The following is a 12,228-nucleotide window of genomic DNA, read 5'->3' as shown; positions in this document are numbered from 1 at the left end:
TTTCCTTCATCGATTCAGGATATCCTCCATGACCGCACCCAACCTGTTCGACCTGTCCGGCAAGATCGCCGTCGTCACCGGCGGCAGCCGCGGCATCGGCGCGGAAGCCGCGAAGCTGCTCGGCGCATTCGGCGCGCACGTCGTCGTCACGAGCCGGCGCATCGACGATTGCCGCGCGGTCGCGAGCGAGATCGTCGAGGCGGGCGGCTCGGCCGAGGCGGCCGTGTGCCACATCGGCGAGCTCGGCCAGATCGATGCGCTCTTCGCGTCGCTCGAAGGCAGGCACGGGCGCCTCGACGTGCTCGTCAACAACGCGGCGACGAATCCGTACTACGGGCCGATCGTCGATACGGATCTCGGCGCGTTCCAGAAGACCGTCGACGTGAACATCCGCGGCTACTTCTTCATGTCGAGCCGCGGCGCGAAGCTGATGAGCAAGGGCGGCGGCGGATCGATCGTCAACGTCGCGTCGGTGAACGGCGTGATTCCCGGCTACTGGCAGGGCATCTACTCGATCACGAAGGCGGCGGTGATCTCGATGACGAAGGCGTTCGCGATCGAATGCGCGGCGAGCGGCGTGCGCTGCAACGCGCTGCTGCCGGGGCTGACCGACACGAAGTTCGCGTCGGCGCTCACGCAGACGCCAGACGTGCTCAAGCAGGTGCTCGCGCACGTGCCGATGCGGCGCGCCGCGCAGCCGACGGAGATGGCGGGCGCGGTGCTGTATCTTGCATCGGCGGCGTCGAGCTATACGACGGGGACGGTGCTGAACGTCGACGGCGGGTATTTGTCGGTTTGATGGGCGATAGGGGCGATAGGGGCGATGGTTGACTCCTCGCGACCGGCGGCCGATTGCCCGATGACCGAGCGGCTGATTTCATGCACGCGCGCGAAGCGCGCATGCGACGAGCGCACATCGAAAACGACAGGGAGTGTTCATGACGAAGAATCTGGCGCCGCGTCTTGCCGGCAAGCGCGCATTCATCACCGGCGCGGCGGGCGGCCTCGGGCGCGCGATCGCGCGTCGGATGGCCGAGCAGGGCGCGAAGGTGTTCCTGACCGACATCGTCGACGCGGCCGTGCTCGATGCGTTCGCCGCCGAGCTGAACGGCGCGGCGGGCGAGCGCGTCGCGTGGGCGGCCGGTCAGGACGTCACCGACGAAGCGCAGTGGGCGGCGCGGCTTTCGCAGGCGAGCGACGCGATGGGCGGGCTGTCGGTGCTCGTGCACAACGCGGGCGTCGGCTCGTTCGGTGCGGTCGGGCAGATCGAGCGCGACGAATGGCGGCGCGTGATGGCGATCAACGTCGAGAGCATCGTGCTCGGCACGAAGCACGCGCTGCCGTATCTGGAGGCGGGCGCGCCCGCGTCGATCGTCAACATCTCGTCGGTCGCCGCGTTCAAGCAGGAGCCCGACTACACCGCGTACAACGCGTCGAAGGCGGCGGTCGCGTCGCTGACGAAGTCGATCGCGGTCGACTGCGCGCGCCGGCAGACCGAGGTGCGCTGCAACTCGATCCATCCGTCGTTCATCATGACCGGCATCGTCGCGCCGATCGTCCGGCAGGTCGGCGAGAAGGAGGCGGCGCGCAAGCTCGCGCGCGGCGTGCCGATGCGCCGGCTCGGCGAGCCGGACGACGTCGCGTATGCGGCCGTTTATCTCGCGTCCGACGAGAGCCGCTACGTGACGGGCGCGGAGCTCGTGATCGACGGCGGGATGTGCGCGGTCTGACGCCGCGCATGCGTTGGCGGCGCACTCGCGGCGGTCGCCGATGCGGGCGCACGCCGTCCGTTTCCATTCCCACCCTCGAAGGTGATGCCCATGTCCACCCCCGTCAATCGCCAACTGCGTCTGAAGGCGCGCCCCGACGGGCGCGTCGGCCAGGAGCACTTCACGCTCGTCGAAGCGCCGCTGCCCGCGCTCGGGCCGGGCGAGCTGCTCGTGCGCGTGCTGTATCTGTCGATGGACCCGACCAATCGCGTCTGGATGAGCGACATCCCGCAATATCTGCCGCCGGTGGCGATCGGCGACGTGATGCGCGCGCTCGGCATCGGCCGCGTCGTCGCGTCGAACGCGCCGGGGTTCGCCGAGGGCGATCTCGTGCAAGGGCTCGTCGGCTGGCAGGACTACGCGCACGTGCGCGCCGACGAAGCCGCGCACTACACGAAGCTGCCCGCCGCGCTCGGTCTGCCGCTGCCGCGCCTGCTCGGCGCGTGCGGGATGAGCGGGCTCACCGCGTACTACGGGCTCACCGAGATCGCGCCGGTGCAGCCGGGCGAGACGCTCGTCGTGTCGGCGGCCGCGGGCTCGGTCGGCTCCGTTGCCGGGCAGATCGGCAAGATTCATGGCGCGCGCGTCGTCGGCATCGCGGGCGGCGCGGACAAGTGCCGCTATCTGACCGACGAGCTCGGCTTCGACGCGGCCGTCGATTACAAGTCCGACGACTGGAAGCGCGCGCTGAAGGACGCGACGCCCGACGGCGTGCACGTGAACTTCGAGAACGTCGGCGGCGAGATCATGCGCGCGGTGCTCTCGCGGATGGCGATCGGCGGACGCGTCGCGCTGTGCGGCGTGATCGCGAACTACAACAGCGGGCGGCCGTCCGACGACGTCAGCGTGCTGATCGCGAAGCGGCTGACGATGCGCGGCTTCCTGATCCTCGATTACCGGAAGAGCCGCGAAGCGATCGCGACGCTCGCGGGCTGGCTGCGCGACGGCCGGCTGAAGGCCGAGGAAACCGTCGCCGACGGGCTGACCAACGCGCCCGACGTGCTGAATCGTCTGTTCGACGGCAGCCATCGCGGCAAGCTCGTGCTGCGGGTCGATCCGCAGGCGTGATCGGGCGGGCAGCGCCGGCGCGCGCCTCCGGCCGGCTCACGCAACTTCCGTCGCCGCTGCGCGATGCCTGTCGCGCATCGCGATTCCCCACAGCACGACCGCGCCGCTCGCGAGCGTGAAGCCCGCGCACATCCACGCGACGGGCGCGAGCCCGAGAGGCAGGAACGGCGCGACGGCCTGCGTCGCGAGCGCCGCGCCGCCGAGCCCGAAGAACATCAGCAGTCCGGCCGCGCGTCCTGCGACGGCGGGCTCGGCCGCGAGCGCGCGCGCCATCGACGCCGGCCCGCGCAAGCCGAGCGAGCCGCAGAACAGCATCCACGATGCGACGACGAGCGCCGTCGAACGCCAATCGGCGTACGCGAGCAGCAGGAACGCGGCCGACGCCGCGAACTGCAGCAGCGCGCCGAGCGAGATGATCCGGTCGAGGCCGAGCGCGTCGGACCATTTGCCGCTGCGCGCGGCGGTCAGCATGAACGCGGCGACGCCGCACGCCTGCATCAGGCTGAACGTCGACGGCCCCGCGCCGAGCCAGATCTCGACGACCTGCGGCGCGCTCGCGACGAACGCGAGCAGCGCGGCGAAGCAGAGCGCGTGACCGAGCGCGTAGCCGAGATAGACGGGCGAGCGCAGCAACCGTCGATAGCCGCCCGCGCGCGCGTTGGCGCTCGCATGCGCGGGCGCGCGCGTCGCGCGAGCCGCGGGAATCGCGCGGAACACGAGCGGCGCCGCGACAGCGGACAGCGCGACGATGATCCAGAAGCTCATCCGCCAGTCGGCGACGACGAGGAGCGCCGCGCCGACGACGGGCGCGAGTCCCGGCACCGCGCTTTCGACGATGCCGAGCCATGCGAGCGCGCGGACCGCGCCGCCGTCGCCGAACGACTGCCGGACGAGCGCGGGGACGATGACCGTCGCCGCGCCCACCCCGAAGCCCTGCGCGACGCGCGCGCCGATCAGCGCGCCCATCGACGGCGCGAGCGCGCACGCGGCGCCCGCGATGAGTTGCAGCAGCACCGCGAACGCGAGCGTGCGGCGGTGCCCGAAGCGGTCGGCGGCGGCGCCCCAGACGAGCTGCGACACGGCGAGCGCGGCCGAGAACGCGGCGAGCGTCGCCTGTGCGCTTTCGATCGAGCCGCCGAGCTGCTGCGGCAGCGACGGCACGGCGGGGAGATACAGGTCGGTGGCGAGGAGCCCGACGGCGGTCAACAGGGCGAGCGGGAGGATCGATCGGAGAGGATGCATGCGTGAAACTGAAAGGACTTTGCCGGTTTGCGAGCGCCCGACGATATCACGCCGATGCGCGCGGCCGGGCGGCGCGTGTCGTGACGATGCTGGTTCGCGAACGGCGTCACGGCGCGGGCACATGGCGCGCGACCCGCACGAATTCGCATTTTGGTCGAAACGCCGATTCGTCGCCGCGCGTGCCCGACCGATGCCGTCCCGGCAATCGCGCGGCGACGCATCAGCATGGCTCGCGGCGCTGACGCCGGCATCAGCATCAGTGCCAACGCCGCCGTAAGCAATTTGTTACATAATTTGAAATGATATAACATATCAAGCCCATCGCAGGCCGACTCGAGCCGGGCGCACACCGCAGCACCCGACGAACCGGCCGCCGATGTGCTCCGCCACGGGCCTCCATGCGCGCCGAAATTGATACGTTATATCGTTTCTCTATCGTCGCGCGATTCGACCCGTGATTCCGTCGACCTCGACACCACTACACCGATTACCGCAATGGATGACCACCGACGTATCGCGCCGCCCTTCGCCCGCAGGCTGCATCCCTTATCGCTGCTGCTCGCCGCGAGTCTTGCGCATGGCGAGACGGGCGCGCCGCCAGCCGACCGTTCGCCGAACGCGCCGCCCGAGACGGCGCTCGCGCCGATCTTCGTCACCGCGAACCCGCTTGGCGCATCGGCGCTGACTTCGCCGACCGCGTCGCTGTCCGGCGCAGAGCTGACGCTGCGTCGCGCCGACTCGCTCGGCGACACGCTGAACGGCCTGCCCGGCGTGTCGACGACGACCTACGGTCCGCTCGTCGGCCGCCCGATCATCCGCGGGATGGACGGCGACCGCATCCGGCTTTTGCAGAACGGCGTCGCCGCGTACGACGCGTCGTCGCTGTCGTACGACCACGCGGTGCCGCAGGACCCGCTGACCGTCGAGCGCGTCGAGATCGTGCGCGGGCCGGCGGCGCTGCTGTACGGCGGCAACGCGGTCGGCGGCGTCGTCAACACGGTCGACAACCGGATTCCGCGCGAAGCGGTCACGGGCGTCACGGGCGCGGTCGACGCGAGCTACGGCGGCGCGAACAACGCGCGCGCGGGCGCGGCGCTCGTCGAAGGCGGCAACGGCCGCTTCGCGTTCCATCTCGATGCGTTCAGCCGCGAGACCGACGCGCTGCGTATCCCGGGCTATGCGCATTCGGCGCGCCAGCGCGCGCTCGACGGCGAAGACGCAAGCCAGCCGTACGGCAAGCTGCCGAACAGCGACGGCCGCCGCTACGGCGGCGCGGCGGGCGGCTCGTACACGTGGGCCGACGGCTACGTCGGCGCGTCGTACAGCGGCTACGAATCGAACTACGGCTCGGTCGCCGAAACCGACGCGCGGCTGCAGATGCGGCAGGAGCGCGTCGCGGTCGCATCGGAAGTGCGCAATTTGCGCGGGCCGTTCTCGCAGTTGAAATTCGACTTCGGCTACACGAACTATCTGCACCGTGAAATCGAGGACGGCGTGACGGGCACGACGTTCCGCAACCACGGCTACGAGGCGCGCGTCGAGGCGCGTCACCGCAAGCTTGGCCCGCTCGACGGCGCGCTCGGCGTGCAGGTCGGCCAGAACACGTTTTCCGCGCTCGGCGGCGAGGCGCTCGCGCCGACGACGCGCACGACGAGCGTCGCGCTGTTCGGCCTCGAGGAGTGGCAGGCCACCGATGCGCTGAAGCTGTCCGCCGGCGCGCGGATCGAGCACGTGCGGCTCGACCCGAGCGCGAACGGCGACGACAAGTTCAGCTTCGCGCGCTCGCGCGATTTCAATGCGGGCAGCGTGTCGGCGGGCGCGCTGTACCAGCTCGCGCCCGCGTGGTCGCTCGCGGGCAACGTGTCGTACACGGAGCGCGCGCCGACGTTCTACGAGCTGTACGCGAACGGCCCGCACGGCGCGACGGGGCAATACCTGATCGGCCTGCCGGACGCGCCGAAGGAGAAGGCGGTGTCGACCGATCTCGCGCTGCGCTACGCGAGCGGGCCGAACCGCGGCAGCGTCGGCGTGTTCTACAGCCGCTTTCGGAACTATCTGGCCGAATACGACACCGGACGGCTCGTCGACGACGAAGGCGCGCCCGTGGCGGCGGGCGCCGGCGACGCGCTGCGCGAGGCCGTCTATCGCGGCGTGCGCGCGGAGTTCTACGGCGTCGAGCTCGAAGGCAAGTGGCGCGCGTTCGAGAAGCGCGGGCATCGCGTCGATCTCGAGCTGAGCGCCGACTATACGCATGCGCGCAACGCGGACACGGGCGAGCCGCTGCCGCGGATCGCGCCGCTGCGCGCGACGCTCGCGGCCGATTACGGCTACGGCCCGTTCGGCGCGCGCGCGCAGGTCACGCATGCGTGGGCGCAGCATCGCGTGCCCGAGAACGATCTCGCGACCGACGGCTATACGTCGCTCGGCGTCGCGCTGACGTACAGGTTCCGCGTTGGCGCGACAAACTGGCTCGCGTATCTGCGCGGCGACAACCTGACGAACCAGGACATCCGCTACGCGAGCTCGGTCGTGCGCAACATCGCGCCGCAGGGCGGGCGCAGCGTGACCGTCGGGATGCGCACGACGTTCTGAGCGCGCGCCGCGCGGGCACATCCGCCGCCCGTCCGCGCCCCTCTTCTGTTCGCCGGCGTTCGTTTGTAATATAGCGATCGCCGCGCGCGGCCCTGAGAGCGCGCGCGGCGTCGTGCGAAACGGCATGACCCCCTTCCGCCATTTCTTTTCGAGTCAAGAATGAAAAGAACAATCCAGAAAAGCTGGGCGGCGCTCGTGCCGCTGCTCGCCGCAGGCTCGGTCTGCGTCGCCGCGCCGCTGTGCCAGACCCAGAAGCTCGGCGCGCACACGTCGAAGATGTGCGTCGAGCAGACGCCGTTCAAGCACGACTACTACACGCTGTGGGTCGACGATTCGCCGATCTTCATGCTGCCCGACGACTACGTCGAGAAGGTCGCGCTCACGCACACGGTGCCGGAGGACGGCGCGATCGAGTTTCCGCTGTCGAAGCAGGGCACGCCCACCGTGACGATTTCGGGCGGTTGCGCGCCCGTCAGCGAGACGCAGGGCAAGGGCGCGGACGCGGTGAGCCTCGAGACCGGGCGCGTGTGCTCGTTCGACTGGGGCAAGGAGCCCGTCGTCAAGGATCTGCGCTTCAGCTTCGAGTAAGCGGCGCGACGCGATGCGGCGGGCGATGCGCGGCGTTGCCCGCCGCATTCGATCGCCGCGTCATTCCCAGTCGGTCTGCTCGGTGCGCGCGAAGAGGTCCCAGCTCGCCATGAACAGCGCGGCGACGAGCGGGCCGATCACGAAGCCGTTGATGCCGAAGAGCGCCATGCCGCCGAGCGTCGAGATCAGCACGACCCAGTCGGGCATCTTCGTGTCCTTGCCGACGAGGATCGGCCGCAGCAGATTGTCGACGAGCCCGATCACGCCGACGCAGAACGCGACGAGGATCACGCATTTCCAGACCTGCCCCGTCACCGCGAAATAGCCGGCGGCGGGCACCCAGACGAGGCCCGCGCCGATCGCGGGCAGCAGCGACAGGAACGCCATCAGCGCGCCCCACAGAATCACGCCCTCGATCCCGAGAATCCAGAAGATCAGGCCGCCGAGCGCGCCCTGCACGGCCGCGACCGCGATGTTGCCCTTGACGGTCGCGCGCACGACGGTCGTGAACTTCGTCAGCAGATGCTGCTTGTGCGCTTCGTTGAGCGGCAGCGCGCGCCGCACGCGGCGGCCGATCTCGCCGCCGTCGCGCAACAGGAAGAACACGAGATACAGCATCACGCCGAAGCTCACGACGAACTGGAACGTGTTCTGTCCGATGCTGAGCGCCTGCGCGGCGACGAACTGGCTGATCGCGGCCGCGCCGTCGGTCAGCTTCTTCTGGATGCCGGCGATGTCGGTGAGCCCGTAGTTGTGCAGCACGCGATGCACGGAGCTCGGCAGCGCGTGCATGAACTCCTGGAAGTATTGCGTCATGTTCGGCTGCAGCGTCTTGATCTGCTGATACGCGTACGCGATTTCCTGCACGAGCGTCGCAGTCACGAACGCGAGCGGCAGGATCACGATCAGGATGATGAGCGACAGCGTGACGAGCGCGGCGAGATTACGGCGCTTGCCGAAGCGCGCGGCGAGCCAGCGCTGCACGGGCTGGAACAGGATCGCGAGAATGGTTCCCCAGAAGATTGCGCCGAAGAACGGCGTCAATATCCAGCAAAGGCCGACGGTGACGACGAGAAGCAGCAGGTGGAAGAATTTTTGGTGATCGTTCCCGCTATCCATGATGTGCTCGGGGGAGGATGGTTGATCGGACGGGCAAGCCGCGCCGCGGCGGCCCGCCGTAACGCATCGATTATGCCTGACGCGTGCGGCGCGGCGACCGTGCGTTGCCCCGCCCCGAGCGGATATCGTTCGGGCTGCGATTGAAAATGCCGCGGCGCAGGCGGCGCGCACGCGCGAGGCGCCGCGCCGCTTCCGCCGGCGTTTCAGCTCAGAGCTTCAGGCGCGTGACTTTCGTGCCGTTGACCGACAGATCGCCCATCAGGCCGGCGTTGGTCAGCACGATGACTTCCACGGGCGCGGTGGCCGTCGTCGTGTCGACCGCGCCGTTCGCGCCCATCTTGACGAGCGCGATCGACGCGTCGGCGCCGGCGGCCCAGCCGTCCGAGTTGCGGAATTTGTCGAGCGAGTCCTGCGTCATGAACAGGAAGATGAGCGCCTTCGATTGCGCGCCCGCCTGCAGGCCGACCGACAGCGACGACGTGTTGTAGTAGCCGAGCGTCGCGCCGCCGACGCGCAGCGCGCCATTGCCGCTCTGGCCGCCGACGATGAAGCCCGCCTGCAGCACGTTCGGGAACACGAGCGCGCCGCGCGACTTCGAGACGAGTTCGCGCGAGCCCGGCACCGTCGAGTAGAGGCGCGACAGCGTCGCGTTCACGCGCGCATCGATCGCCTCACGGGTCGACGCATTGGACGATGCGGTCGACGGCTTGTCGGGCGTGGTGGTGCAGCCTGCGAGCGCCAGGCTGCCGAGCACGGTCGCGATCGCGACCTTCATAACGAGCGTCTTGCGCATGATGCTTCCTCCATCTTGATGGTTGAACGTCGGGCGAGAGCGCCGCGCTTATCGACGCGCAAGGAGGATGCCTGCTGCGAACGCGAGGCCCGCGACGATGCCGACCGTCTGCCACGGGTTGTCGTGGACGGCCTGCGACACGCGCTCGGCCGATTGCCGCAGCCGGCGCGACGCGTGCCACGACGCGTCGTCGAGCGTGTCGCGCGCGGCTTCGAGCCGCCCGTGCAGGCGCTTGCGGAGCGCGTCGACGTCGACGTCTTCCTTCAGCAGCGCGTCGAGCTCGTCGACGAGCGAGCGCATGTTGTCCTTTACGTCGCCGTTCAGGTCGCGCGCCGCGGAACGCGCATCGCGCGCGAACCGGCGGCCGGCGCGTCGTGCTTCGGAGAGGCCGCGGTCGAGCTTGTATTCGACAGTGTCGGAAAGAGCCATGATGGTCGTTCTCCTGATGGTTGAAGGGAAGGTGTGCGGACGTTGCTCATGTGTGATCCGTTATCCGGCCCTGAGTTTCGCGCGGCGACGGCGGCAAGCCGTCGCCGCGGAGCCGAAGCCGTTGCGGGGCGGGGGGCGGCGGAAAATGCAACAGTTTGTGCGGCAGGCCGGCGCGGGAGCGGCCGCTTGCCCGAATCGGCGGCGGAATTTTTTACGTTTTATTGCGCCGTCGTTCGGTAAATGTGACTTTCTTCATGTGTCGACGGGCGTCGGGCCTTTCCTTTTTCTTCTTGTCCACGTCGTTTTCTACATCGTGGCGACGATGCCGCCGTTTTTCCGTCGTTGCATGGATGTCCAGGCGCGCTCGCGCCGAGGGCGAGCGGACGCGTCACTGCCACGGGCGACGGCTGTGCGCGGCCGCCATCTCCGCGCCCTGGCGCGACGCCGCGGCCGCATATTCGTCGGCGAGCGCGATGTCGATCAGCACCGGATCGTGATCGGACGAGCGATACGCGTCGGGCGCGTAATACGTGCGCTGCTGCTCGGCGGTCTTGTACGCGAGCGTGTATTGCAGGGCGATCGGCTCGTCCGCGTTGATGTGCCAGTCGTGCACCGCCTTCACGCGCCATGCGAGCGCGTTCGTCGCGAGCGCGTGGTCGAGATAGCCGGCCTCGCCGTTGTAGACGTAGCTGTACGCGCCCGCGCCGATCTTGCTCGACACGAGATTCACGTAGCCGCGCGATTCGAGCGCGCGAACCGGGTCCTCGTACGTGTGGCTGTTGAGGTCGCCGATCAGCAGCACGCCTTCGCTGTGCGCGCCGGTCGGATTGCGCGCGAGCCAGTCGGCGACCTTCGCCGCCGCGCGCGAGCGCGTCGCGTTCCAGCAGCCCTGGCCGTCGCCCTGATCGAGGTCGTCGCCTGTCGCGTCCGGGCAGTTCTTCGATTTCAGGTGATTCACGGCGACCGTCACCGCGCGCGAGCCGCCGATCGGCCGGAACGTCTGCGCGAGCGGCTGGCGGTTCCTGTCGTCGATCGCGAGCGTCGCCGCGTTGCCGACCGGCTTCACCTTGCGGCTGTCGTAGATCAGCGCGACCGCGATCGCGTCGCCGCCGAGCCGCGCGCTGCCCGGATCGACGACGCGCCAGTTGTCGCCGAGCTTCGCCGCGAGCTGGCGCACCGCGCTCAGCGGGCCGTAGCCGTCGTTCTCGATTTCCATCAGGCCGATCACGTCGGCATCGAGCGCCTTCAGCGCGCTGACGATCTTCGCGTCCTGCCGGACGAACTCTTCGTAGCTCTTCGCGCCGCGGTTGTTCGGATCGTCGAAGCCGTTGCCCGCGCCGTCGCCGTTGAAGTAGTTCAGTACGTTGAACGAAGCGACCCGCAGGTTCGCGCGCGCATCGCGTGCGGGCGCGCTCGTGCGCGGATTCGCGCTCGCGCCGAACGCCGGCGCGCGCGCGCCCGGCACCGGTTGCAGACGCCATGCGCCGTAGCGCATCTCGAGCACGCCTTCGACGTTGGCGACGGTGTAGCCCGCGCGCAGCGTGTTCGCGGCGGAGAGCGCCGGCGCCGGATACGGGACGGTCGCGGGATTCTGCTTGTTCGAGCCGTCGTCGAGGATCAGCCGGTTGCGCGCGTTCGCGTCGGCCACCGTCTTCGCCTGCGCGGGCGGCACGACGCTCGTCGGCGTGCGCAGGCGCCCGTTGCTGAGCAGCACGCTGCCGTAGCGGCCGAGTTCGTAGACCTCGGTGACGGTCAGCGTCTGCGGCAGCCGCACGAGCATGCCTTCATACGCGGCGAACGCGCTCGGGCTGTCGACGGGCAGCGCGAGCGTCGCGGGCGTGACCGACTGGCCGCTCGCGCAGACCGCGATGGCGCCCGACTGCGTGAGCTGCGTCTGCCCGTATTTCTCCTCGACCTTGCCCGTCACGTGCACGAGGTCGCCCGCCTGTGCGCGCGCTTTCGGCGAGTAGACGAACAGCCCCTCGGACACGCCGGGCTGGTTGCGGCGCTGCGCATCGGCCTGCTGGACGAAAAAGCCGCCGAAGCCGTCGGCGCCGCCGAAATCGGCGGTGACGACAGCCTCGATCGACACGTTCTGGCCGGCGAGCGGGGAAGGCGCGCCGGCGCCCTGAATCTCGGAGATCGGCGTCGCGCTGCCGCCGCAGTTCGTGCTGACGGGGGCGGCGGTGGCCGCGAACGCAGGTGCGGCGGCGATGGAGGACAGGAGCGGCAGTAAGGCGAGCAAGGGCGTTGGCGTGCGCATGAGGATGGTCCGTTGTGTGGGAATCCTGAAAGCTTAGTGATGCATGTTGACAGTTTTGCGTAAAGAATGGATGGGGATATGTAATCTGGCCAGGTTTTTTTCGGACGCGCCGGCGGCGCATCATCGAGGCGGATCGAGCGGAGCGTGACAGAACCGTTTCCACCGGCCGCGCGGAACGTCTTCGTGAGCGCGGCCCGTGCGCAATCTGTGCGATCGGCCGCGCGGCTTCGCGATGCCCGCGCGGCCGCCGATTCTGATGGACCGCCGCCCGCGGCCCGCTCAAAATAGAAGCGCAGCCGTTCCACGATCGGCGGCGCGGCGCGGCCGCACCGCGCGATTCCGGAAGGCGTCGTCATAGGAGGTGA

10 protein-coding genes are annotated in these 12,228 nt (G+C 69.4%); 5 read left to right on the top strand and 5 right to left on the bottom strand.

Annotated features, from left to right (window positions below; all coding sequences use genetic code 11):
• Positions 1–28 precede the first annotated feature (28 nt).
• From AQ610_RS29735 to AQ610_RS29725, 3 genes are all read left to right on the top strand, one after another.
• The gene (locus AQ610_RS29735) at positions 29–799 is read left to right on the top strand and encodes an SDR family oxidoreductase (RefSeq protein WP_006027975.1); all 771 of its coding nucleotides are present in this window, start codon (positions 29–31) and stop codon (positions 797–799) included.
• Positions 800–938: 139 nt separating this feature from the next.
• Positions 939–1,730: an SDR family oxidoreductase gene (locus AQ610_RS29730; RefSeq protein ID WP_009915743.1), complete on the top strand. Its 792-nt coding sequence runs from the start codon at positions 939–941 to the stop codon at positions 1,728–1,730.
• Positions 1,731–1,820: 90 nt separating this feature from the next.
• Entirely contained in the window at positions 1,821–2,837 is a 1,017-nt protein-coding gene (locus AQ610_RS29725) for an NADP-dependent oxidoreductase (protein ID WP_006027973.1), read from the top strand.
• A 36-nt stretch (positions 2,838–2,873) separates the two neighbouring features.
• Here AQ610_RS29725 and AQ610_RS29720 read toward each other — a convergent pair whose 3' ends face one another.
• Positions 2,874–4,079, bottom strand: coding sequence for an MFS transporter (locus AQ610_RS29720; RefSeq protein WP_043282924.1), 1,206 nt, complete (start codon positions 4,077–4,079; stop codon positions 2,874–2,876).
• 495 nt (positions 4,080–4,574) lie between these two features.
• Between AQ610_RS29720 and AQ610_RS29715 the strand changes: the two genes are divergently transcribed.
• The gene (locus tag AQ610_RS29715; RefSeq protein ID WP_006027971.1) at positions 4,575–6,671 is read left to right on the top strand and encodes a TonB-dependent receptor; all 2,097 of its coding nucleotides are present in this window, start codon (positions 4,575–4,577) and stop codon (positions 6,669–6,671) included.
• 159 nt (positions 6,672–6,830) lie between these two features.
• A complete protein-coding gene (locus AQ610_RS29710; RefSeq protein ID WP_006027970.1) occupies positions 6,831–7,259 on the top strand; it encodes a hypothetical protein in 429 nt (142 codons plus the stop codon).
• Positions 7,260–7,319: 60 nt separating this feature from the next.
• On the opposite strand, the gene AQ610_RS29705 is transcribed toward AQ610_RS29710, so the two are convergent.
• The 4 genes from AQ610_RS29705 to AQ610_RS29690 form a co-directional block, all read right to left on the bottom strand.
• Positions 7,320–8,378 carry an AI-2E family transporter gene (locus AQ610_RS29705; RefSeq protein WP_006027969.1) on the bottom strand — a complete coding sequence of 353 codons (1,059 nt, stop codon included), beginning with the start codon at positions 8,376–8,378 and terminating at the stop codon, positions 7,320–7,322.
• Between the two features lie 208 nt (positions 8,379–8,586).
• The gene (locus AQ610_RS29700; protein ID WP_006027968.1) at positions 8,587–9,171 is read right to left on the bottom strand and encodes a BPSL1445 family SYLF domain-containing lipoprotein; all 585 of its coding nucleotides are present in this window, start codon (positions 9,169–9,171) and stop codon (positions 8,587–8,589) included.
• 48 nt (positions 9,172–9,219) lie between these two features.
• Positions 9,220–9,600, bottom strand: coding sequence for an ElaB/YgaM/YqjD family protein (locus AQ610_RS29695; RefSeq protein ID WP_006027967.1), 381 nt, complete (start codon positions 9,598–9,600; stop codon positions 9,220–9,222).
• 388 nt (positions 9,601–9,988) lie between these two features.
• Positions 9,989–11,863, bottom strand: a complete 1,875-nt coding sequence (locus AQ610_RS29690; RefSeq protein ID WP_009915740.1) for an ExeM/NucH family extracellular endonuclease — start codon at positions 11,861–11,863, stop codon at positions 9,989–9,991.
• Positions 11,864–12,228 lie beyond the last annotated feature (365 nt).

This window comes from Burkholderia humptydooensis (genome assembly GCF_001513745.1).
GTDB classification, from domain to species: Bacteria; Pseudomonadota; Gammaproteobacteria; order Burkholderiales; family Burkholderiaceae; genus Burkholderia; species Burkholderia humptydooensis.
The sequence above is the reverse complement of the archived record's forward strand: the minus strand, read 5'-3'. Positions and strand labels throughout refer to the sequence as shown.

Coding starts and splice junctions, on each gene's coding strand:
- AQ610_RS29735 (WP_006027975.1), top strand. CDS start 29: ATGACCGCACCCAACCTGTTCGACCTGTCCGGCAAGATCGCCGTCGTC.
- AQ610_RS29730 (WP_009915743.1), top strand. CDS start 939: ATGACGAAGAATCTGGCGCCGCGTCTTGCCGGCAAGCGCGCATTCATC.
- AQ610_RS29725 (WP_006027973.1), top strand. CDS start 1,821: ATGTCCACCCCCGTCAATCGCCAACTGCGTCTGAAGGCGCGCCCCGAC.
- AQ610_RS29720 (WP_043282924.1), bottom strand. CDS start 4,079: ATGCATCCTCTCCGATCGATCCTCCCGCTCGCCCTGTTGACCGCCGTC.
- AQ610_RS29715 (WP_006027971.1), top strand. CDS start 4,575: ATGGATGACCACCGACGTATCGCGCCGCCCTTCGCCCGCAGGCTGCAT.
- AQ610_RS29710 (WP_006027970.1), top strand. CDS start 6,831: ATGAAAAGAACAATCCAGAAAAGCTGGGCGGCGCTCGTGCCGCTGCTC.
- AQ610_RS29705 (WP_006027969.1), bottom strand. CDS start 8,378: ATGGATAGCGGGAACGATCACCAAAAATTCTTCCACCTGCTGCTTCTC.
- AQ610_RS29700 (WP_006027968.1), bottom strand. CDS start 9,171: ATGCGCAAGACGCTCGTTATGAAGGTCGCGATCGCGACCGTGCTCGGC.
- AQ610_RS29695 (WP_006027967.1), bottom strand. CDS start 9,600: ATGGCTCTTTCCGACACTGTCGAATACAAGCTCGACCGCGGCCTCTCC.
- AQ610_RS29690 (WP_009915740.1), bottom strand. CDS start 11,863: ATGCGCACGCCAACGCCCTTGCTCGCCTTACTGCCGCTCCTGTCCTCC.